Origin of the sequence: Shewanella olleyana, from assembly GCF_023283825.1 — a bacterium.
Taxonomy (GTDB): domain Bacteria; phylum Pseudomonadota; class Gammaproteobacteria; order Enterobacterales; family Shewanellaceae; genus Shewanella; species Shewanella olleyana.
This window is the reverse complement of sequence record NZ_JAKILD010000003.1, coordinates 158,957-182,926: the sequence shown is the minus strand read 5'-3', so window position 1 is coordinate 182,926 and position 23,970 is coordinate 158,957. Positions and strand designations below refer to the sequence as shown.

Annotated in this window: 22 protein-coding genes; 10 read left to right on the top strand and 12 right to left on the bottom strand. The window is 42.3% G+C overall.

Annotation, left to right across the window (positions count from 1 at the left end; genetic code table 11):
* The 8 genes from L2735_RS03450 to L2735_RS03415 all read left to right on the top strand — a co-directional run bounded on the left by L2735_RS03450 (window position 1) and on the right by L2735_RS03415 (window position 10,492).
* The gene (locus L2735_RS03450; RefSeq protein ID WP_248983372.1) at window positions 1-576 is read left to right on the top strand and encodes a UPF0149 family protein; all 576 of its coding nucleotides are present in this window, start codon (window positions 1-3) and stop codon (window positions 574-576) included.
* A 256-nt stretch (window positions 577-832) separates the two neighbouring features.
* Window positions 833-2,044, top strand: coding sequence for a 2-octaprenyl-6-methoxyphenyl hydroxylase (gene ubiH, locus L2735_RS03445; protein ID WP_248983436.1), 1,212 nt, complete (start codon window positions 833-835; stop codon window positions 2,042-2,044).
* Between the two features lie 54 nt (window positions 2,045-2,098).
* Window positions 2,099-3,310 (top strand): FAD-dependent oxidoreductase, encoded by a 1,212-nt coding sequence (locus L2735_RS03440; protein ID WP_248983371.1) that lies wholly within the window; start codon window positions 2,099-2,101, stop codon window positions 3,308-3,310.
* 276 nt (window positions 3,311-3,586) lie between these two features.
* Window positions 3,587-4,681, top strand: coding sequence for a glycine cleavage system aminomethyltransferase GcvT (gene gcvT, locus L2735_RS03435; RefSeq protein WP_248983370.1), 1,095 nt, complete (start codon window positions 3,587-3,589; stop codon window positions 4,679-4,681).
* 170 nt (window positions 4,682-4,851) lie between these two features.
* Entirely contained in the window at window positions 4,852-5,241 is a 390-nt protein-coding gene (gcvH, locus tag L2735_RS03430) for a glycine cleavage system protein GcvH (protein ID WP_248983369.1), read from the top strand.
* Between the two features lie 176 nt (window positions 5,242-5,417).
* On the top strand, window positions 5,418-8,306 hold the full coding sequence (gene gcvP / locus L2735_RS03425; protein ID WP_248983368.1) for an aminomethyl-transferring glycine dehydrogenase: 2,889 nt from the start codon (window positions 5,418-5,420) through the stop codon (window positions 8,304-8,306).
* Between the two features lie 522 nt (window positions 8,307-8,828).
* Window positions 8,829-9,995 carry an AAA family ATPase gene (locus tag L2735_RS03420; RefSeq protein WP_248983367.1) on the top strand — a complete coding sequence of 389 codons (1,167 nt, stop codon included), beginning with the start codon at window positions 8,829-8,831 and terminating at the stop codon, window positions 9,993-9,995.
* Window positions 9,992-10,492: a hypothetical protein gene (locus tag L2735_RS03415; RefSeq protein WP_248983366.1), complete on the top strand. Its 501-nt coding sequence runs from the start codon at window positions 9,992-9,994 to the stop codon at window positions 10,490-10,492. Before L2735_RS03420 ends, L2735_RS03415 begins: the two co-directional genes overlap by 4 nt.
* Window positions 10,493-10,930: 438 nt before the next feature.
* On the opposite strand, the gene L2735_RS03410 is transcribed toward L2735_RS03415, so the two are convergent.
* Window positions 10,931-11,437, bottom strand: a complete 507-nt coding sequence (locus L2735_RS03410; protein ID WP_248983365.1) for a DUF2726 domain-containing protein — start codon at window positions 11,435-11,437, stop codon at window positions 10,931-10,933.
* Between the two features lie 52 nt (window positions 11,438-11,489).
* A complete protein-coding gene (locus L2735_RS03405; protein ID WP_248983364.1) occupies window positions 11,490-12,215 on the bottom strand; it encodes an NYN domain-containing protein in 726 nt (241 codons plus the stop codon).
* A gap of 573 nt (window positions 12,216-12,788) precedes the next feature.
* Between L2735_RS03405 and L2735_RS03400 the strand changes: the two genes are divergently transcribed.
* A complete protein-coding gene (locus L2735_RS03400; RefSeq protein ID WP_248983363.1) occupies window positions 12,789-13,814 on the top strand; it encodes a complement resistance protein TraT in 1,026 nt (341 codons plus the stop codon).
* Window positions 13,815-14,073: 259 nt separating this feature from the next.
* A complete protein-coding gene (locus L2735_RS03395) occupies window positions 14,074-15,102 on the top strand; it encodes a metal-dependent hydrolase (protein ID WP_248983362.1) in 1,029 nt (342 codons plus the stop codon).
* A gap of 294 nt (window positions 15,103-15,396) precedes the next feature.
* On the opposite strand, the gene L2735_RS03390 is transcribed toward L2735_RS03395, so the two are convergent.
* The 10 genes from L2735_RS03390 to L2735_RS03345 form a co-directional block, all read right to left on the bottom strand.
* The gene (locus L2735_RS03390) at window positions 15,397-17,097 is read right to left on the bottom strand and encodes a Na(+)/H(+) antiporter subunit D (protein WP_248983361.1); all 1,701 of its coding nucleotides are present in this window, start codon (window positions 17,095-17,097) and stop codon (window positions 15,397-15,399) included.
* Window positions 17,084-17,446 carry a hypothetical protein gene (locus L2735_RS03385; RefSeq protein WP_248983360.1) on the bottom strand — a complete coding sequence of 121 codons (363 nt, stop codon included), beginning with the start codon at window positions 17,444-17,446 and terminating at the stop codon, window positions 17,084-17,086. The genes L2735_RS03390 and L2735_RS03385 overlap by 14 nt, the downstream gene beginning before the upstream one ends.
* The gene (locus L2735_RS03380) at window positions 17,439-18,926 is read right to left on the bottom strand and encodes a monovalent cation/H+ antiporter subunit D family protein (RefSeq protein ID WP_248983359.1); all 1,488 of its coding nucleotides are present in this window, start codon (window positions 18,924-18,926) and stop codon (window positions 17,439-17,441) included. The genes L2735_RS03385 and L2735_RS03380 overlap by 8 nt, the downstream gene beginning before the upstream one ends.
* Window positions 18,923-20,401 carry a monovalent cation/H+ antiporter subunit D family protein gene (locus L2735_RS03375; RefSeq protein ID WP_248983358.1) on the bottom strand — a complete coding sequence of 493 codons (1,479 nt, stop codon included), beginning with the start codon at window positions 20,399-20,401 and terminating at the stop codon, window positions 18,923-18,925. The genes L2735_RS03380 and L2735_RS03375 overlap by 4 nt, the downstream gene beginning before the upstream one ends.
* Complete coding sequence (locus L2735_RS03370) at window positions 20,401-20,763, bottom strand: cation:proton antiporter subunit C (protein ID WP_248983357.1); 363 nt, start codon at window positions 20,761-20,763, stop codon at window positions 20,401-20,403. Before L2735_RS03370 ends, L2735_RS03375 begins: the two co-directional genes overlap by 1 nt.
* Entirely contained in the window at window positions 20,744-21,739 is a 996-nt protein-coding gene (locus L2735_RS03365; protein ID WP_248983356.1) for a Na(+)/H(+) antiporter subunit B, read from the bottom strand. Before L2735_RS03365 ends, L2735_RS03370 begins: the two co-directional genes overlap by 20 nt.
* 26 nt (window positions 21,740-21,765) lie before the next feature.
* Complete coding sequence (gene mnhG, locus L2735_RS03360; protein WP_248983355.1) at window positions 21,766-22,107, bottom strand: monovalent cation/H(+) antiporter subunit G; 342 nt, start codon at window positions 22,105-22,107, stop codon at window positions 21,766-21,768.
* Window positions 22,104-22,400 (bottom strand): MrpF/PhaF family protein, encoded by a 297-nt coding sequence (locus L2735_RS03355; protein ID WP_248983354.1) that lies wholly within the window; start codon window positions 22,398-22,400, stop codon window positions 22,104-22,106. The genes mnhG and L2735_RS03355 overlap by 4 nt, the downstream gene beginning before the upstream one ends.
* Window positions 22,400-22,900 (bottom strand): Na+/H+ antiporter subunit E, encoded by a 501-nt coding sequence (locus L2735_RS03350; RefSeq protein WP_248983353.1) that lies wholly within the window; start codon window positions 22,898-22,900, stop codon window positions 22,400-22,402. Before L2735_RS03350 ends, L2735_RS03355 begins: the two co-directional genes overlap by 1 nt.
* A gap of 148 nt (window positions 22,901-23,048) precedes the next feature.
* On the bottom strand, window positions 23,049-23,501 hold the full coding sequence (locus L2735_RS03345) for a Rap1a/Tai family immunity protein (protein ID WP_248983352.1): 453 nt from the start codon (window positions 23,499-23,501) through the stop codon (window positions 23,049-23,051).
* Window positions 23,502-23,970: the final 469 nt, after the last annotated feature.

The following is a 23,970-nucleotide window of genomic DNA, read 5'->3' as shown; positions in this document are numbered from 1 at the left end:
ATGGCTACCCCTCCTTCTTTATGTATCGAAAAACTGAAAAAAGCCCTAGATTCAGCTGAAATTGGTCAGCATCCTGTTGAGGTGCATGGCGCATTAGTCGGGTTAATTTGCGGCGGAGTTGATCAAGCTAATCTAAAGTGGTTAAAACCGTTAGTTGAATTAATGAATGACGGCCAAGCTCTACCTAACGATTTACAGCAGTTAATCTCAGATTTATTCAAAGATACCGCTACCCGTTTAGGCGATGCTGAATTTGGTTTCTCGCCATTACTGCCTGAAGAAGAAGAGCCATTAAGCAAGCGTTTAGAATGCCTTGCACTATGGGTGCAAAGCTACTTAACGGCTATTGCGCTTATCCAGCCTAAACTTAACGGCGCATCATCTGATGTACGTGAAATCATTCAAGACTTAGGCGCGATTGCTCAAGTTGAATTTGATGTCAGTGACGATGATGAATCAGAAGCTGCATTTATTGAGCTGCATGAATTTGTCCGTATGGCTGCTGTATTGTGTTATTCAGAGTTCGGCCCTGAAATCCCATTAGATGACAGCGAACCTACAGCGCCACTGCATTAACGAGTATTTATAAACTCGTACGTCAATACGAGTACTAAAGCCTTGATAAAAAATTACTGCAGCGCACTTAGTTTTATTTGAGTGCGCACAGGTTAAATCAATCATAAAAAGAGCTCGCGCGATGACCCAGCCAACTCATTCAGACAAGCTGACTAGTTCAGACCAACCAATTCATTCAGAAAAGCTGACTATTTCAGGCAAGCCAGCTGAACAAGTTACCGTTGAACAAGTCGACATCACTATTGTCGGCGGTGCAATGGCTGGGGCGAGTTTAGCCTTAGGTTTAGCGCAGTTATCAGATAAATATCAACAGCAGCTTGGCAGACCTTTATCCATTGCCATTATTGAAGCGGTAAAGCCTGACGATAACCATCCAGGCTTTGATGCACGCTCTATTGCGATTGCCCACGGCTCAGTGTTTGAATTAACCCGTCTGGGTATTTGGCCAAAGCTTGTAAGCCTTGGCACCGAAATCAACAATATTCATATTTCTGATCGCGGCCATTTTGGCATGACTGAACTTAACGCTGAGCAGTTTTCATTATCGGCAATGGGACAAGTCGTTGAGCTTGCTAAAGTCGGCAAAGTACTTTTTGATGAGTTAAATAGCAGCACAGCTAAGCAAACCGTAAAACTTTATTGCCCAGCGCAATTAGTTGAGTTAAATACTGACGCACAAGGCCATACGTTAACCTTAAATAATGGCCAGCAAATTCGTACTCAGTTGCTTGTAGCGGCTGACGGCGCGAACTCCAAAGTGCGCCAAGCTTTAAAGCAAGATATTGAAAAAGTCGAATTTGACCAAGTGGCATTGGTTGCCAATGTCCAAACAGATAAGCCACATGATGGTTGGGCATTTGAGCGCTTTACCGATACGGGGCCACTAGCCTTATTACCTATGTCGTCCGTTAACGCTAAGCCTCGGGTATCATTAGTGTGGGCGCTTGATAACGAGCAAGCACAAGCCCTTAAAACCGCCCCCAAAGCTGAGTTTTTAGCAGCGCTGCAAACCGCGTTTGGTAACCGAGCAGGGCGCTTTACCGATGTGGGTGAACGAGTCAGTTATCCACTAACGTTATCGTACATGCCAAGACCGATTTACCATCGCACAGTATTTATTGGTAATGCCGCGCAAACCTTACACCCCATTGCTGGCCAAGGCTTTAACTTAGGTTTACGTGATGTTGTTGGTTTAATTGATGCCATCGAAGCAAACCTCACCGAGCTCAGTAAAACCGGTTCACAAGCGCTTGATTGCGGTCAAAACTCGCTGATTCATCATTACCTGACATTACGCGAGCAAGACAGAAACAGCACCATCAACAATGTTGAGTTTTTAGTGCGTGGCTTCTCAAATCAGCATTGGCCATTAGTGGCTGGGCGCAGTTTAGGGTTAAGATTATTGTCTTGGTGTCCGCCACTGAAAGCCCCCATTGCCCACAAAGCCATGGGCTGGAAAAGCGCATAAGCCAGAAACGAATGTTACTATCGTCACTAAACCGATTGAAGATTAAGGATTAACATGTTTCAAACTCAAACCTATGATGTAGCCATTGTTGGCGGTGGTATGGTTGGCTTGGCAACAGCAATCGGTTTAGCCGAGGCAAACTTAAACGTGGTGGTCATTGATGCAGGCCAAACCGAAGCCGTATCAGGTGAGCCACGACTTAGAGTTAGCGCGATAAACAAAGCCAGTGAGCGATTACTAACAAACCTAGGTGCATGGCAATACATTGACCATGACCGGACCGCGCCGTATCAAAAAATGGCGGTATGGGATAAAGACGGATTAGGTAAAATAGCCTTTGATGCTGCCAGTATTAGCGAGCCATCCCTTGGCGCAATTATCGAAAACCAATCAATTAGTTATGCGTTAGCGCAGCGCACTAGCGAGCTCAGTAACATTACCCATCTTGAAGGTCAGCGACTTGAACGCATCGCATTTGGTGAGCGTGAGTCATGGTTAACCTTAGATAACGGCGAAAACTTAAGCGCAGCATTAGTGGTTGCTGCCGATGGCGCAAACTCTTGGGTGCGCAGCCAATGCCAAATTCCACTGACTTTTTGGGACTATGGCCACCACGCCATTGTTGCCACCATTCGCACCACAGAGCCCCATGAAGACACCGCACGTCAGGTGTTTTTAGCCGATGGCCCATTAGCTTTACTGCCACTGTACGAAGATAACTTATGTTCAATCGTATGGTCGGTATCGCCAGCAGAAGCTGAGCGCTTAAAGGCGCTTTCAAGTGAAGAGTTCTCTAAAGCATTAACAGCCGCATCTGATGGTCGTTTAGGCGTGTGCGAATTAGTCAGCGAGCGTCAATCGCATCCACTGCGTATGCGTTATGCACGTCATTTTGCTCGTCACCGTTTATTACTGGCTGGCGATGCTGCCCACACTATCCATCCGTTGGCTGGCCAAGGGGTTAATTTAGGCTTTTTAGACGCCGCTAGTATTATTGAAACAATTAGCGAGTTAAATGAAGCTGGCAAAGATATCGGCGATTACGCCAACCTTCGCGCCTTAGAACGCTACCGTAAAGCCGAAGCCATTGAAATGATCAGTGCCATGGAAGGGTTCAAGCGACTCTTTGCGGGGAGTAACCCATTCAAAAAAGCCTTTCGGGATCTGGGGTTAACCCTAATTGATAATGTTGCTGGACTGAAAACAGTGTTCATCAAACAGGCTATAGGCAATAAACTCAAACTTCCCAAACTTTGCCGTGAGTAAAATTTTATCACCACCTTAGCCTAAAACCGCTTATATATCAGGGGATCGGCCGAAGTGGATGAAATTCTGTTAAAAAAACGAGAAGTAACGCATTAGTAAATCTAATGTTAACAAGCTCGGATTAGAAAATTTCCTACTATACAAAACTTACCCTATGGGTATAATTTTGCCCCATTCATAACCGTGAGGATTGTTAATCTCGCATTTTCAGTGTTCACGGAATATAAATGCCTTCAATTGTTTTACCCTCAGAAGGCTCTTAAAAAAGAGATTATAATGGCTAATAAAACAGTACTCTTTAACAAGCATTTAGAATCAAACGGCAAGATGGTCGATTTCCACGGTTGGGACATGCCACTTAACTACGGTTCACAAATCGAAGAACATAACGCAGTGCGCCAAGACGCAGGTATGTTCGATGTATCACACATGACAGTGGTTGATGTGGCTGGTACCGATGCTTGTGCATTCCTTCGTAAATTATTAGCAAACGATATTGCTAAGCTTAAAGTGGCTGGCAAAGCGCTATACAGCGGCATGCTAGACGACAACGCTGGCGTTATCGACGACCTTATTACTTACTACCTTACTGACACTCATTATCGTGTCGTAGTTAACTCAGCCACTCGCGTTAAAGATTTAGCGTGGATGGACAAGCAGTCTGCAAGCTTTGATGTGACTATCACTGAGCGTCCTGAGCTGGCGATGATTGCGGTTCAAGGCCCTAACGCAAAAGCCAAAGCAGCAGAAGTATTCTCAGCAGAGCAAAAAGCTGCCGTTGAAGGCATGAAAATGTTCTTTGGTGTTCAATCTGAGTCATTATTCATTGCGACCACTGGTTACACCGGTGAAGCAGGGTACGAAATTATCGTACCAGAAGCTGAAGCTGAAGCTTTATGGCAAGCACTATTAGAAGCAGGCGTTAAGCCATGTGGACTCGGTGCACGTGACACCCTACGTTTAGAAGCGGGTATGAACCTTTACGGTTTAGATATGGATGAAACCATTAACCCATTAGCCGCTAACATGGGCTGGACAATCGCGTGGGAGCCAGAAGACCGTGACTTTATCGGTCGTGAAGCATTAACTGCGATTAAAGCCGCAGGTCCTGACAAATTAGTCGGCCTAGTGATGGAGCAAAAAGGTGTTCTTCGTCATGGCATGCCAGTGTTTTTCACTGACGCAGACGGCGTTGAACATGAAGGTTCGATCACCAGCGGGACTTTCTCGCCAACTTTAGGCTATTCTATTGCCATGGCACGCGTACCTAAGGGTATTAGCGATACTGCTGAAGTTGAAATGCGCAAAAAACGTGTTGCAGTAAAAGTTATTGCACCAAGTTTTGTACGTAACGGTAAACAAGCATTCTGATGTGAGTAAGCAAAATTGTGATTTCATAGCACATTTTGCTACTAACATATTTTGGGAAATGGACTTATTTAGATAATATCAATCAATGGTCAATGAGTTGATGATTAAGTACTTATCCCATTAACAATAAAAATTTGCGCTTTAAATTTATAGATATAGGAATTATGACAATGAGCAACATTCCAGCTGAACTTAAATATGCTTCATCACATGAGTGGATCCGTAAAGAAGAAGACGGAACTTACACAGTGGGTATCACTGAGCATGCACAAGAGCTATTAGGTGACATGGTATTCGTAGAATTACCAGAAGTAGGCGACACTGTGACTGCTGGCGAAGACTGCGCTGTAGCTGAGTCTGTAAAAGCTGCATCTGACATCTACGCACCAATTTCAGGTGACGTTGTTGCCGTTAACGAAGCACTAGAAGATTCACCAGAGCTAGTGAACAGCGAAGCATTTGGCGAAGGTTGGTTCTTCCGCGTTAAGCCATCTGACGAAGCTGAAGTGGCTAACTTGTTAGACGCTGACGCTTACCAAGAAGTGATTGACGAAGAATAATCGTCGACGCTAATAGAAGCTCCCTTGGGAGCTTCTTTTTGTTTTGCCTTTAAAAGTTTTTTTAATGATATAGCGATCCTTCCGCCAGTCATTAAAGTATTGCACAACAACATTTTTCCCTAGACCAGTTTATAACCCTACAGTGACATTCTGGCAGATTTGGAACACGACTTCTCATGACTAAGCAAACCCTAACTCAATTAGAGCAACACGAATTATTTTTAAGCCGACACATAGGCCCAGACCAAGCGCAACAGCAAGAAATGTTGAACTTCGTCGGCGCTGAGTCGCTTGAAGACTTAACCGCACAAACCGTGCCGGGTTCAATTCGTTTACCGCAAGAGTTAACCATTGGTGATTCATGTGGCGAAGCGGAAGGCACAGCCTACATCCGCACTATTGCTGATAAAAACAAAGTATTCAAAAGCTACATCGGCATGGGCTACTACGGTACTGATGTACCTAACGTCATTTTACGTAACGTGTTTGAAAATCCGGGTTGGTACACAGCGTACACCCCGTACCAGCCAGAAATCGCTCAAGGCCGTTTAGAGTCGATTCTAAACTTCCAACAAGTGTCTATGGACTTAACCGGTCTTGACCTTGCTTCAGCATCATTACTTGATGAAGCTACCGCAGCTGCTGAAGCTATGGCCATGGCCAAGCGTGTGTCTAAAGCTAAAAAAGCCAACATTTTCTTTGTGGCAGACGATGTGTTCCCACAAACATTAGATGTAGTGCAAACCCGTGCAGAGTGTTTCGGTTTTGAAGTCATTGTAGGTCCAGCAGCCGATGCCGCTAACTACGAACTCTTTGGCGCGTTATTCCAGTACACCAATCGCCATGGTGAAATCACCGACAACACTGAACTGTTTGCTAAGCTTGCTGAAAAGAAAGCCATCGTGACTGTTGCCGCTGACATCATGTCACTGGTACTGCTTAAATCACCAGGTTCAATGGGCGCAGATATCGTATTTGGTAGCGCACAGCGTTTTGGCGTACCAATGGGATACGGCGGACCACACGCAGCCTTCTTTGTTGCCCGTGACGCGCACAAGCGTTCAATGCCAGGTCGTATCATCGGTGTGTCAAAAGACACCCGTGGTAACCAAGCACTGCGTATGGCAATGCAAACGCGCGAGCAACACATTCGCCGCGAAAAAGCCAACTCAAACATTTGTACTGCGCAAATCTTATTAGCGAATATGGCATCGTTTTACGCCGTATTCCACGGCCCACAGGGGCTTAAAACCATTGCAAGTCGCATTAACCGTTTAACTGACATTCTAGCTAACGGCTTAACCGCTAAAGGCGTTGAATTAGTTAACAACACTTGGTTCGACACTATCAGTGTTAAAGGGTTAGACATTTCAACCGTCACTGCGCGTGCAGTTGCCGCTGAGCTTAACCTACGTATCGATGCTGACGGCGTTGTGGGTATCAGCTTAGATGAAACCACCACACGTGAAGATATCGCCCAGTTATTTGATGTGATTATCGGTGAAGGTCATGGCTTAGATGTCGCTGCAATCGATGCTGACATCGTTGCTAACGGTTCAAGCTCAATCCCTGCAGAACTTGAACGTAAAGATGCTATCTTGACGCACCCAACATTCAATCGCTACCAAAGCGAAACTGAAATGATGCGTTACATCAAGCGTCTAGAAAACAAAGATTTAGCCCTTAACCATTCAATGATTTCGCTTGGCTCATGTACCATGAAGCTCAACGCAGCCGTTGAAATGCTACCGGTAAGCTGGCCAGAATTTGCTAACATGCACCCATTCTGCCCGCTAGACCAAGCTGAAGGTTACACTCAGCTTATCAACGAGCTATCTGACTTCTTAGTTAACATCACAGGTTACGATGCAGTATGTATCCAGCCGAACTCTGGTGCACAAGGCGAGTACGCAGGTCTGCTTGCGATTAAAAAGTACCACGAGTCACGCGGAGAAGGGCATAGAGACATCTGTTTAATCCCACAATCTGCTCACGGTACTAACCCAGCATCAGCGCAGCTTGCAGGTATGAAGGTTGTTGTTACTGCATGTGATAAAGAAGGTAACGTCGACATTGAAGACTTACGTTCAAAAGCGGCAGAACTTGCAGACAGCTTATCGTGCATCATGATCACATATCCATCGACTCACGGTGTGTATGAAGAATCAATCGCTGAAATCTGTGAAATCGTCCATGAGTTTGGCGGCCAAGTTTACCTTGATGGCGCCAACATGAACGCACAAGTAGGCTTAACATCACCAGGCTTTATCGGCGCAGACGTATCGCACCTTAACCTACACAAAACCTTCGCTATTCCACATGGCGGCGGCGGACCAGGTATGGGCCCAATCGGTATTAAAAAGCATTTAGCACCGTTTGTAGCAGGCCACCAAATCGTTAAGCCAGGCCGCGAAAGCGACAACAATGGCGCGGTTTCTGCTGCACCATACGGCAGTGCCAGCATCCTACCTATCAGCTGGATGTACATAAAGTTACTGGGCACCGAAGGTGTTAAGCAGTCAACTCAAATGGCACTGTTAAACGCTAACTACGTGATGAAGAAACTATCAGGTCACTACCCAGTATTATTCACTGGCCGAAATGAGCGCGTTGCGCACGAATGTATTATCGACTTACGCCCACTTAAAGAGTCATCAGGCGTAACCGAAATGGACATTGCTAAGCGTCTAAACGACTACGGATTCCACGCACCAACCATGAGCTTCCCAGTAGCGGGTACGCTGATGATTGAGCCAACAGAATCGGAATCAAAAGTTGAGCTAGACCGTTTCGTTGAAGCGATGATCTCAATTCGCAGCGAAATCGCTAAAGTAGAAGCAGGCGAGTGGCCAGCGGACAACAACCCACTGCACAATGCGCCACATACCATGGCAGACATTATGGACCCAGCGTTTGATTCACGTCCTTACAGCCGTGAAGAAGCCGTGTTCCCAAGTGCAGCAGCAAGAGCGAACAAGTTCTGGCCGACGGTTAATCGTATTGATGATGTTTATGGGGATCGCAACTTAATGTGTTCTTGCGTCCCTTTGAGTGAATATGAATGATGATAATGGCTGCTTAGGCTCGCTACTGCGGCGTTGAATTTCAGCTTTCGTGCTCATTGACAACAGTCAACTCCGCGCGAAAGCTTTCAATTCGCCTTGCATTTGCATCGCCAGCGACGCAATTATCGAGGTAGCTGACTTCATCGAAGTTTGACTATTTATAACGAGAAAAAGCGAACCGATTGGTTCGCTTTTTTTATTGGCTACTTAATATCAGTAATACAGCATCAGCTGCTGCTTTTTGCATGGCTCGAAGTTAAGGGTTTGACAATAGTCAATTCAGCGCTAACCCTTCGGTTCGTCGTATTTAAGAGTAGAATCACGAACGACTTAATTACGGTGTTTTTAAGTGGTTTGAAGTTTACTTAAGGGCTTAAAATGTGTTTTTTTGTTAAAAACATGCTTTAAAAAAAACACCTATGCTAAAAATGACAGTATTGGTAAAAATGAGCAGATAATTGGTTAATTAATGGTTTTTGATGTAGGATATTTGCCATTAATGACATTTTTTTTGGTTGCACTATGTATAAAACTTTCTATGTGAATAATTTTTGTTCATTTAAAGAATCTTTTGAAATATCTTTTGAATCAACAAAGCTAAAAACTGAGAAGAACCCAAATGGGTCTTTATTTGCTCTTGGTATCAAAGGGGCAAATGGTTCTGGTAAAACAGCGATACTAAAGAGCATGGAGTTTTTAGGCTCATTTATAAAAAATTCAGTAACCAAAGATAAAAATAGCGGAACCTTAGTAAACTCATACTTTCATAATACAAATGATACCGAATTCTATGTCGAGTTTGTAAGTGAAGATACTGAATATATATATGAGTTAAAACTAAATTCAAACTTTGTTAATTATGAATCTTTGTCAATAAAGGTAAAAGGTAAAGCGTTAAAAAATATATTTAAAAGATCTTCCAGTCATAAATTTAGTTTCTTGGATGCTGAGTATAAAGAGTTTAGTGGCATCTCATTGAGAAAAAATGCATCAGTTGTATCTCATCTTTCATTATTTGAATTTAAAGCTGAGATGAAAGAATTAAATGATTTTTTGAAATTAAATCATAATTTTTTATCTAACGTGAGCTATGTAGATGGAATGATTGAGACTGATACTGAAATAGTAGACGACTCCTGGATAAGTAAGGTTTACCACGAAAATAAAACCACATTTGATTTTATGAAAAATATTCTAGTCGAGAGTGACATTGGAATAGATAATATTGAAATTGCTGAAACTATTAAAAAAGATGGTGCGACTGAATATTATCCTGTTTTCATTTACGAAATTGGTGATATGAAAGAAAGAATGATGCTTTATGAACAGTCCAGTGGAACAAAAACTCTTTATAGGCAACTCTTTCTCTATGCATGGACATTATCTAGTGGTGGAGTACTGATTTTAGATGAGTTTGATAAACATCTGCATTCATTAATGTTACCTAGGATACTTGAACTTTTCTTAGATCCAGAAAAGAACACTAAAGGCGCACAATTTATATTTACTGCCCATAATACGGAGGTTATGGATTATTTAGGTAAATATCGTACGCTACTTACTCAGAAAGATGAAAAAGAGAGCTTTGCTTATAAGCTTGATGAAATTAGTGGTTCTTTGGTTAGAAATGATAGAAAAATTTCACCATTATATTTATCAGGTAAAGTTGGTGGAGTTCCTAGAATATGAGTGTAAAAAGAAATAAAAATAAACGGGGGCTGGCATATTTGACCAATATGCCCACAAAGCTTCTGAGTGATACAGATATAGAAAAAAGATGTAAATTTAATTTTTCTTATTTGCACCATTCTGGAGAGTGGGGACAAGACTTCATTGAATGGAATTTAGCTGCAGGTAACTCTAGTATTGTTAAGCTTATTAATAAAATAAAGGATTACACTAAATCTTCACTGGAGCACTGGGTAAATAAACCTTGTACTGGAGGTCATGTATTAAAATTTTATGACAGGTTCCCCTTACACTCTAATTTTTCTCAGCCTAAATCAATTCCCACTGATGTTGAGTGGGGAGTATTTCGATTGGAAAATAAAGCAAGGTTAGTAGGTTTTAGAGTATCGGAAACAACAAGTGCAGTATATGAACAAAAATATTGTACAAATACATTTTATGTTGTTTTTCTAGATAATAACCATGATTTTTATCCAACAACTAAACGCAATACTTAACAATAAGTGTGTATGAATAAGTGGGGTCAGAATCTGAGGGAACCCCACGAATTTAATAGCATGCTTCTGGTTCCCGAATTAATCCTTGTAGTGTCTTGATAGCTATCTGCCAATGTGATTTCAGCAACTTTAAATGCCTATCCTTGCAATAAATGGGGATCCCTCAGGGTCAGAGTAAACTTTTCACTTTGTGCTTGTGTGGTTCAAATGAACTGGCTTTTACAAGCGAATGATTGGCTTCTTCTTCCCTGAAAGGCGTTCTCTTATTGGATTAAGAGCTTGGCCTGCGTTTGTTTGTGTTGCCTCTACAATACGCCAATTTTTTATCCAATTGCAATGGGTTAGCGCACTGTTTTGCCCGAAAGTTTTAAATTAAATCATTTAAAAAGCAGGACGTTACAATGTGTATCGTTAATTGTGTTTTGGTGGTACCGATTGCTAAAGGTTACCTTTGATTTCAGGCGTTAAAGACTGCTCTATGATTTGTTTTACTTCTTGCACTGAATATCTCGCCTTGGCTGGAAATCGTATGAGTGGCAGTTGGGCGCTTTCACAAGCTTCATTAATGAGTGCATCACGTTTTTGAGCTTGTTTGCTGTTATGGCTTTTATCATCTAGCTCTATGGCTGCAACAAACTCCATGGTGTCGGGTTTGCATAATATATAGTCGAAGTGCTTGGCAGAAATCCGATTAAATGCGGTTTGCCAGTTGCTACGGTTTAAGCCCTTTTCAGGGGTAAGCACATCGGCAACACGTACTTTTGCAAATACACGATATTGATTCGAACAGGCTGTATCAAGCACACCCAAGAATGAGCGTTCTGCATGACTGAATAACTTGGTTTTACGGCGATAATTTAATTGCTGAGGGCGGCTAATAAGGGCGGTAAATAGCCTAATAAGCACAATAAACACCAATGCTAAAATAAGGTAGGTGAAATCCATTATTCATCCTTGAATTGAAATTAAATACAGGTCACAACTAACTACTTTTAAGTCAGCTTTTATCAGTACTTGCTTTAGTTATTAGTTTGACTTCTAAACCATTATTTTTAGATGTTCTAGTCCTATACCTGCTTGAGTGTAAATCAAAAAAATCAGAGAGCTTTTTGAGTCCATAATTGCGAGTATCGAAGTCCGATTTTATTCGCTTTAAGTAAGAGCCAATCTCTCCTAGTTTTGCCCAACCAGAATCATCACGATAGTTTTGCCAAGCTTGGTGCATTAAACGCCATAACTCACGCTCAAGGTCTTGAGAAAGAGTTAGCTTTTCTTCGATATTTTCTGATGGATCTTCTAGGTTCTCAATGGCGATAAAGTCATCACAAGCATTTTTGAATGAAACTGGTGTTGTGGTTTTTCCTACTCCAATAACTTCTATTTCAGATTCACGCAAACGGGTTGCTAAACTTGTGAAGTCACTGTCACTAGTAACTAAAGCGAATGCATCAAATCTATCGGTATACAATAAATCCATCGCATCAATTATCATTGTTGAATCTGTAGAATTTTTACCAACGGTATAAGCAAACTGTTGTCTAGGTTGGATAGCCATTTCATTTAATGGAGTTTTCCAGTTCTTTAGATGCTCACTAGAGAAGTCGCCGTAAGCTCGCTTAACAACAATTTGACCATATCCTGAAAGCTCTTGGATAATTAAACTCAGTTTAGAGTATTGCGTATTATCAGAATCTATAAGTACTGCTAATTTTTTATTTTCCATACATTACACATCTAGGCATAAATGGTGTCAGAGTAAACTTTTCACTTTGTGCTTGTGTGGTTCAAATGAACTGGGTTTTACAAGCGAATGATTGGCTTCTTCTTCCCTGAAAGGCGTTCTCTTATTGGATTAAGAGTTTGGCCTGCGTTTGTTTTTATTGGTGGTACATTACGCTATTAGTTTTGTTAAGTGCAATGCTTTTGCGCATAAAATTACATAAAAATCATTTAAAAATAATGTGTTAGTTTCTGTTTTGCTAATTTATATTCCTACATGTGGCTTCTTTTTGTTTCTGTAAGTCTTCGCTGTTGTCTTGCATGGATGCGAGGATGAGTTGATTACACAACTTAACTTGTAACTGTTGCGGTGTTTTCGCTTTAGATTGACAGGTTTGAGCTACTATAGGTTTGTAGGTGAGCGTTGAATATGTGAGATATTTAATCAGTTTTTTAGATGACTTTTATCTTCCTAATTTGTGATTGGTGCTAGGTATGAGGCTTAGTTCATCGTGTTAGAATTCGCAGCTTTATAAAATGCTTTCAGCAATATCTGCGAACAGGGTTATAAATTTTAATGATTTCAAGTGAGCACTTCAGTTTTACTATTTCAGAGTTAGAACTACTTTTTCGAGTTCAGTACTTCGCCTTAGAAACAGAAATAAATGCAGGTCAGTCTAGTAGTGCTTTAAGAAACATTTTCCGAACTAAAGATTCGACAGAGTCATTTGAAAAAGAAAATATTATCAATAAAAAGCTATGGCTTGAGGAATGGGCTAACGCTACTTGTTCCTTATTGAATATTCAGCTTCGTGATTCATTTTTGAAAGATGACATTCAAAAATGCTTTGGTTTGTGGAGTGATGCAAAAGTGTCTGCCTTTTTGGTTGAAGTTGCAACCTTTACTCCTTACGTATCGCTAGGAAATAAAAGTAAGGATAAGTCGTACTCATCTATAAAATATAATGAAGAAAAACTACAAATAGCTCTTGCTGAAAACTTATCATGTAAAAGTGCTGATATAGCTGGAATTAACAAGACATATACCAAAACTATCAAAGCAATTTATAAAGAAACTACTAGTAATAATACATTGCTAATATTAAGTGCAGCAGCAGCGGTATCACTGTTAATGGCTCCTTATTTAGCTGCTGGTATTGGTGGTCTTATGGGCTTATCTGGTGCAGCAGCAACTAGCGCAGGTTTAGCATTTCTTGGTGGAGGTTCATTGGCTACAACTGGTTTTGGTATGGCCGGTGGGTATGTTGCAACTATGGGAGGCGGTATGTTGCTTTCATTTGGCGCAAATCAAGCAAACATTAGTAAACAATTTAGTAGTATAAGTACTAATGAAATTGTCGTTTCTAGTGCCAAGTTAGCTGCGTTTCTATCTCACTATAAATTCCTAGTGAGTATTCCTGCAAGAAAAGAGCTATTTATCGACACTTGTGCATCATTACGTAACTTACAATCAGTTTTTGAAACCGTTGCGGATAGTGCGTATATTGCCGCTGATAAAGAAGGAGGTAAGAATGCAGAAGATAAAGTACAAAAATTAGCTGCTTTTAGAAGAATTATTAGAACTGATGTCCAAAAAGACTAGAAAACCAATTATGATTAATAAGTGGGTCAAAGCAAACTTAATTTTTTACTTTGTAAGGGCGTCCCATTTTCTTTGGTTTCATGCTGTTTCCTGTTAGTTTTTCTATCTCATTTTTAAATTTATTATTCCTAATCGCCAAGCCTTTTTTGGCTGTTTTCACTGTATTGTCGGTTGTTAATCAAACTATTATAAGGTTAGTCTATAGCGAACTATTTGTTGGTGGTTTGACTGCTGACCGGACTAACTGAAGAGAGACTTTGTGGACTCGATTACTCAAGCTGCCTTAGGCGCGACTGTTGCTGGTGCAATAGCTGGGAAACGTTGTAATGCCAAGGTATTACTAGCAGGCGCTTTATTAGGAACCTTGCCTGACTTAGATGTATTTATTGATTATGGTGATGATATCAGTAATACAGTAAAGCACCGTGGTTTTAGCCATTCACTTCTGATATTGCTGCCTTTTTCATTATTGCTTGCAGGTTTATTTCAACGTTTTAGACCTCAGGTTGATTGGTCCTTTCGCCGACTTTGGTTGCTAGTCCTGCTTTGTTTAGTAACACATCCGCTGTTGGATACTTTTACCAGTTACGGAACACAGTTGTTATGGCCGCTACATGGTTACTACTCTTGGTCGAGCATATTCATTATTGACCCGCTGTATACTTTGCCTTTGCTGATTGCGATAGCAGTCGGATTAACTCGAAAAGCGTCACTTAGCCGTTATTGTTTAGTCGCACTTGTTGTTTCCAGTACCTATTTAGGCTGGAGTTTAATTGCTAAGCAATTCGTTGAGCAAAGGGCATATGCAAGCCTTGAACAGCACGGCTTAAGTACAGAAAAGGTGTTTATTGCCCCAACTCCCTTTAATACCTTACTTTGGCGTATTGTGGTCTTGGATGACGAGCGTTATTGGGAAGGTTTAGCATCGGTACTCGATAGCAATCCTGAAATCGAGTTTATCTCACAATCACGTGGTGAGTGGCCGTTAGTCACTAAGCCGGAACAGTTGCTGGCACTGCAGGATTTTACCGGAGGTTTTGTCCGTTATGAGCAGCGAAATAAACAGCTAATTGTGACTGACTTACGCTTAGGTATGTTTGGCAACCTGGCATTTAAATTTCAGTTTGGTAGTCAAAATGAAGTTGATGAGTGGCAGTTACAGGTACCGCAGCGTCTACCACAACCTAACATTCAAGGAGAAATAAACTTGCTACTCGATCGTGCTTTGGGCGATCAAAGTATCAATGCTAGCCTTGGGTTGTGCAGTTCACCGTGCGCCAATATGTAATATTGTGGCCTGTACTTGTTTGAATAAGTGGGTCAGAACAATCATATTTTTCTTTGTAAGGCCGCCCTAATTTTTTAGGGGATAATTTTGTTTCTGGTGAGTTTTTCTATCTCACTTTTAAATGAGTCATTCCCATTCAACATGCCTTGATTGCTTGGCGAATAACTTCTATTTAGAAGAACCACAAACTAAAAAGCTAGCCTATCTGCTAAAGTCATTAGCAAACGGGCTAGCTTATATCTAGATGCTTCCTTTCAAATCGAGCTTTCTAACCGAGCTTTTTAACTGAACCTTCTAGCTTACAAAGCCAATAAACAAGTAAGTGGCTAAGATCACTGCGACCCAAAGCACCATGTTACCTGATGGATAGTCGCTAGAAATAAAGCTACCACCTTCTTTGTATTGGCGGGCTAAAAACGCCTGACATTGGCTTAACTTGCCACGTACTGATTGACGAATATCGCCATCTACTTTCCAAATAACCGCAAACATACGCTGCAAGATATTTGGCACTAAGCGTCTGTAAACCCAGTCTACGTCAAGGTGAGTTGAGCGCAGCTCTGGCGGATACTTACCTTTAAGGTTAAGCCATACAAAGGCCAGCGCTGAGAACAATAGCAGCTGTGTCTGAGCGAGTACGTGGGTCGCATCATATGGGTTATAACCAGTATCGTACGGTAGCAGTGAGTAAAGCGCAGCAGGGTAGATACCAATACCGATACATAAACAAGCCGCAATGAACATTGCCATTAGCATATTGATTGGCGGATCGTTTGCTCTTATGCCCGAGTCATGGGCGAAGAAGGCAAAGTAAGGGATTTTAATACCTGCATGGTGGAATACACCCGCTGAAGCAAACAGTAGCATTAACCAAACCCAGTCATGGCCCGTTTCCATTGCTGCAGTCATCACCATTGATTTACTGACAAAGCCGCTAAACAGTGGGAATGCTGAGATAGACGCCGCGCCCACAATACAGAGTATGGTGGTTTTAGGCATGGTTTTATAAAGACCGCCGAGATCGGAGCCGTTTATCCGCCCTGTCATATGCAGTACTGCGCCCATGCTCATAAACAATAGGCCTTTAAAGATAACGTCGTTAAAGGCATGAGATACGGCGCCGTTTAAGGCAAGCGACGTACCAATACCGATACCGACCACCATAAAACCTACTTGGTTAATCAAGCTGTAAGCCAGTACCCGACGTAAATCATTTTCAATTACCGCAAAGAAGATTGGGAAGCAAGTCATTGCAGCACCAATATACACTAGCAGCTCAGTACCAGGATAGGCACGTGCCAGTGCATATACCGCAACCTTAGTGGTAAATGCGCTGAGTAACACTGTGCCCGTTGGCGTTGCTTCTGGGTAGGCATCGGTAAGCCAAGTGTGCGCAAAAGGGAACGCACACTTAATGCCAAAGGCGATAAAGATAAGCCAGCCTGCAATACTGTCTAAGCCGATAAAGTCAAAGGCAATGCTGCCAGTCTCTTTGATATAAAACAGCGCACCGATAAGCAGAATGACGCCAGAGAGTACCTGCATGATGAGGTAGCGCATCCCAGCGCTATAAGCAGCTGGAGTGCGGCGAGCCCAAACCAGAAATACTGAGGTAAAGGCGAGTAGCTCCCAAAAAACAAACAAGGTAAGTAAGTCACCCGCAAACACGGCGCCAATGGCGCTACCTGCGTACAGCATGGCTGCGACTTGTTGCACAGTGTCTTTAACGTGTAATGAATAGAGGATGCCAATAAATGCGGCAATATGGAATATATAGCCAAACATCAGGCTTAATTTATCGGCGCGATAAGGGACTAACTCATAATCTAAAAACATCAATTGCAGATGGACGCCTTCTGGCACAGTCCACAAATGCAGTCCACCTAAAATCGGAATGGCTATCATCAATGCACCGCGGAGTTTTCCGCGAGTGGTAGCAGCAATCAATCCGCCTATTAAAAACAGCACAAACGGCGGTAACTCAAGCATCCACATTGTTATCACCTTTATTGTTATTGTTATTGTTATTGTTAGCTTCTTTGGCGTGGCTATGGCTGACGTCGACTATTTCAATTTTGCTGTCATCAAGCTCTTCAACAGGCCCATAATAATCTTCTGGGCGCATCAAAAAGGTCCGCATCCAGCTAGCGATTAATACCAAAATCACACAGCCCACAAAGCCATAGATTGGGTAGAAAATAGGTAAGTTTTCCCAGCTATGGTAAACATGACGATGGATGACAAAATCAAGCGCCACAAGTATTCCGCAGCAGATATATAGCAGATATAGCACCCGCTGGATGTTCTTGGGGTTATCAAAGAGGTACTGCTTCTCGTTATCCATGATTCACTCCAGATACAGTCAAGATAGCTTTGGCTAATTCATAAAATGGCTGAGGATGGATGAACATGATCAAGCAGCCTAATGTTGTGATAATTAACGCAATCAAAGAAGGTAATGGCGCTTCTTTGATGCTGGTATCGGTTGGCTTTTCTCCCTTTCCTGGGAAAAATGCGTGATAAGGAATTGGCAGTAGGTAGGCGATATTGAGTAAAGAACTCAGCATTAAAGTCGCCATCACGAACCAATAGCCCGTTTCAATGGTGCCCATAAGTAGGAACCATTTACTCCATGTACCGCCTGCTGGTGGCACGCCAATAATGCTAAGGCTGGCAATGAAAAACGCGCCCATGGTAATTGGCATGGTGTAACCTAAACCGCGCATCTCGCTTATCTTAGATTTATGGGCGGCCACTAATATTGCGCCTGCACAAAAGAACAAGGTGATTTTGCCAAAGGCGTGGGAAGCAATATGCATCGAGCTGCCGATAACACCAGATTGAGTCGCAAGTAGCGCACCTATGGTGATATAACCCAGTTGACTGACCGTTGAGTAGGCTAATCGCGCTTTTAGGTTGTCTTGGCGCATGGCAATAATTGAAGCCAGTAATACTGAAATCGCCGCAAGATGCAGTAAAAACTCAGTGGTGGGTAGTTTAGGTAATAGATCGAGTCCGAATATAAAGATACATATCTTGAGTACCGTAAATACCCCTGCTTTTACCACCGCTACTGCATGCAATAGTGCACTGACGGGAGTAGGCGCAACCATCGCTGCAGGCAACCAGCGATGAAATGGCATCATGGCTGCCTTACCAATACCGAAGATAAATAACACTAAAATAGCGCCTGCGATAGTGGTATCAACATTAGCGTCAAACACGCCGCCCTGAGTGAATTCAAGTGTGCCTGTCATTAACCAAGTCAAAATGATGGCTAACAGGAAAAAGGCGATTGAGGTGCTGAGTAAGATCCCTAAATAAACTCGTCCACCTTGCTTGGCTTTGTCTGTTCCTGCATGGGTAACCAGCGGATAAGTTGACAGCGTAAGCACTTCATAAAAGACAAACAGGGTAAATAGGTTAGCTGAAAAGGCGAGTCCCATGACCGCACTAATTGCTAGAGCGAAACAGATGTAAAAACGTGTTTGGTTGTCTTCATTGTGACCACGCATATAACCGATGGCATAAATAGTAGTTATTAACCAAAGGAAACTCGCAACCAGTGCGAATAACATGCCTAGCGGCTCTACGACAAAGCTTATCTCTAAGCCTGGCATAAGCTCCCACCACGAGACCTCAATACTGGTTCCAGCTTTAAGGGCTTGATAGAGGTTAACCACGCAGTAAAGCACCGCAAGACTGATACTTATGGTTACCGCTTCACGAAGATTAGGTTTCTTTCCTGTAATCGCAATTGCAAAGGTTGCCAGCAATGGCAATAGGATAGTTAGCTGTAACATCAGCGCTAAAGATGGATTCATGGGTTTATTCCAAACAAGCTTTGAGAAGCAGCTTGAGCAATTTGCACACTCAAGCGAGTGTCGATACCGAAATAGATATTAGCGATGACAAGCGCCCAAATAGGACCAAGGAAGGTCCAAGGTGCCTCTTTAACCGTATCGCGCCCTGGCAGTGGTGGCTTAAAGTAGGCCATTTCCACAATTCGCCAGATATACACAATGGCGAGTAATGAACCCAACAAGATAAGTACGGCAACAGGCCACATTCCGGCTTCAACACTGGCGATTAGCAGATACCATTTACTGACAAAACCAACGGTTAACGGCACGCCAATCAGACTTAATCCACCAATGACAATGGCCGACATGGTCAACGGCATTTGTCGACCAAGACCTTGGAATTGACTCAGCTGTACGCTACCAATGCGGTACATTACTGCGCCAAGTGCTAAAAATAGCGCGCTTTTCATTAAGGCGTGGTTAAACAGATGCAGTAATGTTGCCATTACGCCGGTGCTGGTATTAATCGAATAACCGATAATCATATAGCCCACTTGCGCGATACTTGAGTAGGCCAAAATATGCTTAACGTTTTGCTGATAAATCGCGGTGATAGACGCCACAAAAACACCCACTAAACCCAGCACCATCAGAATGTCTTGTAACGGCAGGCTAGTGAACGAGAAAGAGATGCCAAATACAGTAAAGGTAAAGCGAATAAGCAGATAAACAGCAACCTTGGTAGAGGTAGCTGCTAAAAATGCCGTGACGATTGAAGGAGCGTAGGCATAAGCATTAGGTAACCATAAGTGAAGCGGGAATAGCGCTAGCTTCAAGCAGATACCGACAATCAAGAAGGCGAATGCAGCAAAAACCGTACGGGTGTGGCCTACGTCAACTAATCGAATCGCAAGGTCACTCATGTTGAGTGTGCCTGTCATTTGGTAAAGCATGCCGATACCAATCAAGATAAAGGTTGCACCAATGGTACCCATAATCAGGTATTGGAATGCCGCCCAAAGTGCGCGTCTATCTTTACCTAAGGCGATTAAGGCGTAAGCTGACAGTGAGGAAATTTCCAAAAACACGAACACATTAAAGGCATCACCAGTTGCTACGATACCGTACATGCCTGTAAGGGATAATAAATAAAGGCTATAAAATAGGGTATGGCGGTCTTCGCTTAATTCTTTTTGGATGCTGGTGTTAGCAGCAAACATCACCACGGTTCCGATACTAGAGATAATCAGCAGTAAAAAGGCGTTCAGTTTATCTATGCGATATTCAATCCCCCAAGGCGCTTCCCATCCACCTAGTTCATAGATGATGGTGCCTGAATTCATGACTTCTATCAGTAATAATACGCTGTTGATAAAGGTTGCAGAGCAGACCAATAAAGCAAAAATCCACACCAGTTTTGAACGATTTAAGAACCAGCATAATGGCGCTGCCATTAGCGGTATCACGACTTGTAAAATAGGCAGGTGAGCTAACACTATGATTTTTCCTCGTTTAGCTGATCTAGTTTTTGGATCTCATCTTCTTCGACGCAGCCATATGATTCTTTGATTCTGATGACAAGTGCGAGCCCCAGTGCTGTGGTCGCAATACCTACCACAATCGCGGTAAGAATTAACACATGGGGGAGAGGATTAGAGTAGTCGCTGATCCCTTCAGCTAAGATGGGAGCGCTGCCACGCTCAACCATGCCGACGCTGATATAAAAGATAAACACCGAGGTTTGGAAAATCGTTAGTCCAACCAACTTTTTAATTAAGTTGCCATGGGCGATAACGATGTAAAAACCGATCATCATCAACAGGACTACGATCCAATAGTTATAAAGTCCGAGAAACATCTTGCTCCCCTTTTTGTTTATTATTGTTTTGCAGGGCTTGTCTGCGGGCATCAAAGTTGAAAAAGATGCTCAACATGACTGAGGCGACGGTGATACCAACGCCTAATTCAATCACGAGTATCCCGATATGCTGACCTGTAAGGGCATCATCGGCTAACACGTTATAGTCTAGGAAGTTTGCGCCATTGAGCATCGACACCACCCCAACTGAGGCATAGAGTAAAAGTCCCACTGCTGCCAGCAGTTGAATCACTGATGGGTTAAACACTTTTTGAGCGGTATCTAAACCAAATAGCATGGTGTAGAGGATGATTGCAGCTGCGAAAATAACCCCTGCTTGGAAACCGCCCCCAGGCCCAAAGTCACCGTGGAATTGCACATAGAGTGCAAACAGTAATATGAAAGGAATAAGTGCTTTACTGACAATACGCACCACCATGTGGCGTTCATGCATTTGCTCTTCAGTTGCGTCATCAGTTTGCGGCTTTTTACGACGTCGAGGCAGTGATAGTAAAGACATCACCCCAATACCGGCGGTAAAAATAACTGCGACTTCACCTAAAGTATCAAATGCACGGTAACTGCCTAATACTGAAGTCACAATGTTAGGAATACCCACTTCTTCCATTGATTGTTCAATGTAGCGAGGCGCAACATGTTGATGCACTGGCGCATCTACAGCGCCAAAGTAAGGCATATCCATGGTGCCATATATCAACATGCCACCCGTGACGAACACCACAAATAGTGAAATAAGCGGTTTATGGCGCTTCGGCGCTTCTTTTCGACCTGTGATGGTAATGGCCGCCAACATTAGCAAGCCTGAAATACCTGCCCCTACAGAAGCCTCGGTAAAGGCCACATCTACGGCATCGAGCACCACAAAGAAACTGGCAGAGACTAAGCCATAAATTCCGGTTAACATCACCACAGCTAAAAGGTCGGTCATGCGCACAATCGCGATGGCGATGACCACTAAAAATACTAACAGTATTATATCTACTAAGGCTTCGATGGCTTGTTCCCTCCCTGATCATCAGGTGTCTGTTGTCGCGGTATCAAGCCATTTTTTAGCGCAGATTTTGCTAATGCATGACTGGCAGATGGGTTAATAAACAGGGTACAGACTAAGATCAACATGAGTTTAATCAGCACTAAACCATTGGGGCTTTGCAACATTAACCCCAGTAGTATCAAGCCAGCTCCTAGGGTGTCCGTTACACTGACGGCATGCATTCGGGTGTAAAAGTCAGGAAAGCGGATAATCCCTATTCCACCAGAAAAGCAAAGAAAGCTGCCGATGAGTAGGCATAAACCACTACTTATTTCGAGAAAGAGGTTCATTTTTCACTCTCCTTGGTTGAATGGGGTTCATAAGGAGCATCTTTAAACTCAGCCGAGTCTGAATAACGTAACACCCCGATGACACTGATAAAGTTAATCAAGGCATAAACAAGGGCAATGTCGAGAAACTCAGGGCGTCCCATTAAAAAGCCTAAAACTGAAATCAGCAAAATGGCTTTAGTGCCAAAAAAGTTAAAGGCTAATATGCGATCGTACAGAGTTGGGCCGACGATACAGCGAATGAGCGCGAGTAACATAACGACAAGAATGGCGATTGTGGCAGCAGCTAACATTAGTTTTCAAGCTCCCTTACCCGGCGGTCCATCTCTCCGGCTTTTAGTGTGTCGATATCAGCTTTATGTAAAGCATGAACAGTGATTTGATCATCAATTAAATCTATCGCTACCGTGCCAGGAGTCAGGGTGATGGAGTTGGCGTAGATGACTTTATTAATATCCGAGCACTGGCGAGTGTCGATGGTGGTTAGCACTGGCGAAATGCTCTTGTTACCCAGCCAGATATGTTTAACCACACTGATGTTGGATAAAATCACCTGTTTTATTAGCCATAACATGTAACTGACAATATTGGCGTTGAAGCGAATAGGATGGCTTTCTTGGTCAATCACTTCCATTTTTTGGGTGAGGTAGAGCACCAACATGATTGAACCTGCGCCCAGCGATAATAAAAGTGGGTTGTGGTAATTGGAGTTAATCCACCAAAATAAGGCGAGTGTTAATATCAGGATAAGCCTGTGACTTGGAACAATACTGCTTTTATTTTCTTGTTTCATATTGATAAATGCTTTGTATTAGTTAATTGCTTGTATTAGTTAATTGCTTGTATTAGTTAATTGCTTGTATTAGTAAAATGCTTTGTATTAGTTAAGTGCTGCTTGAAACCGATTAAGTCTTAAAGCTGGTTTTAAATTTAATTATTTTCTAATCACTCTGTTGGCATGACGATTCTTTGACTAATGATTGGTAGATTTGCCTGTGTAATCCTTGTAAAGAATCAGTCGATGGTGACAAGTGATGAATCGTTCGGTTCACTACTCGTTCAACAAGCTGCTGCGGAGTTTCATTGGCTGCGAGGCATATTGCTGTAGGTTTAATTTTTGAGGTACTTTTACCTACTCGAGTGCGATAGGCACGGTCTGTGAACCCTTCAGAATCGTTTATCAGTTCATAATCTTGTGTGGTGTTTAATGTTGCAGCTAGAAAACCCTGTATATAGTAAGCGCAGGGCTCTGTCGAAGTGGTTGTCGTTTTTTTGTGCTGGGTCATGCAAGATGACAAAACGAGTTGCTCATCGGTATTAGTCGTTTGAGAGGCAGCTGTAAGTGAAAAAGTGAGAGTGAATATCAATAGCGCTAATAATTGGATGTACCTCATACAAACCCCTTTATTTTATTATTCTATTTAATGCCAATTCACTGGCTCAAATCTATCGGCGTAATGCCTTTTTACTCATCATGTTTATCTGCAAGTCGTTAATATCTGTCCGCACTAATCACTAAGCACTAAGCTGTTTGCATTTAGTGTTTGCAATAAGCAGTTCGTAATGAGCGCTTAGGTTCAAATTCATACTGTGCCAAGCCAAAAATTGATCCAGATCAATAAACGCCAGAAACGTGTAAGTGATGAATTTAATTAACAATAAGCCACCCTTGTTAACCTGATGATTCATTTATAACACAAATGGTTTAAATTAAAACATTAACTAAGAGTAAACTGAAAAAATTTTGTTCTTAGATTGAATATTCAAGTTATGTGCATAAAAGCTAATATTTAGGAAGCGAAGTTTAATGATTGATGGCTCAGAGTTAGATGGTCAGCAAAGCTTTATTTGTATTCTAGTTAA

Coding starts and splice junctions, on each gene's coding strand:
- L2735_RS03450 (WP_248983372.1), top strand. CDS start 1: ATGGCTACCCCTCCTTCTTTATGTATCGAAAAACTGAAAAAAGCCCTA.
- ubiH (WP_248983436.1), top strand. CDS start 833: ATGGCTGGGGCGAGTTTAGCCTTAGGTTTAGCGCAGTTATCAGATAAA.
- L2735_RS03440 (WP_248983371.1), top strand. CDS start 2,099: ATGTTTCAAACTCAAACCTATGATGTAGCCATTGTTGGCGGTGGTATG.
- gcvT (WP_248983370.1), top strand. CDS start 3,587: ATGGCTAATAAAACAGTACTCTTTAACAAGCATTTAGAATCAAACGGC.
- gcvH (WP_248983369.1), top strand. CDS start 4,852: ATGAGCAACATTCCAGCTGAACTTAAATATGCTTCATCACATGAGTGG.
- gcvP (WP_248983368.1), top strand. CDS start 5,418: ATGACTAAGCAAACCCTAACTCAATTAGAGCAACACGAATTATTTTTA.
- L2735_RS03420 (WP_248983367.1), top strand. CDS start 8,829: ATGTATAAAACTTTCTATGTGAATAATTTTTGTTCATTTAAAGAATCT.
- L2735_RS03415 (WP_248983366.1), top strand. CDS start 9,992: ATGAGTGTAAAAAGAAATAAAAATAAACGGGGGCTGGCATATTTGACC.
- L2735_RS03410 (WP_248983365.1), bottom strand. CDS start 11,437: ATGGATTTCACCTACCTTATTTTAGCATTGGTGTTTATTGTGCTTATT.
- L2735_RS03405 (WP_248983364.1), bottom strand. CDS start 12,215: ATGGAAAATAAAAAATTAGCAGTACTTATAGATTCTGATAATACGCAA.
- L2735_RS03400 (WP_248983363.1), top strand. CDS start 12,789: ATGATTTCAAGTGAGCACTTCAGTTTTACTATTTCAGAGTTAGAACTA.
- L2735_RS03390 (WP_248983361.1), bottom strand. CDS start 17,097: ATGTGGATGCTTGAGTTACCGCCGTTTGTGCTGTTTTTAATAGGCGGA.
- L2735_RS03385 (WP_248983360.1), bottom strand. CDS start 17,446: ATGGATAACGAGAAGCAGTACCTCTTTGATAACCCCAAGAACATCCAG.
- L2735_RS03380 (WP_248983359.1), bottom strand. CDS start 18,926: ATGAATCCATCTTTAGCGCTGATGTTACAGCTAACTATCCTATTGCCA.
- L2735_RS03370 (WP_248983357.1), bottom strand. CDS start 20,763: ATGTTTCTCGGACTTTATAACTATTGGATCGTAGTCCTGTTGATGATG.
- mnhG (WP_248983355.1), bottom strand. CDS start 22,107: ATGAACCTCTTTCTCGAAATAAGTAGTGGTTTATGCCTACTCATCGGC.
- L2735_RS03355 (WP_248983354.1), bottom strand. CDS start 22,400: ATGTTAGCTGCTGCCACAATCGCCATTCTTGTCGTTATGTTACTCGCG.
- L2735_RS03350 (WP_248983353.1), bottom strand. CDS start 22,900: ATGAAACAAGAAAATAAAAGCAGTATTGTTCCAAGTCACAGGCTTATC.
- L2735_RS03345 (WP_248983352.1), bottom strand. CDS start 23,501: ATGAGGTACATCCAATTATTAGCGCTATTGATATTCACTCTCACTTTT.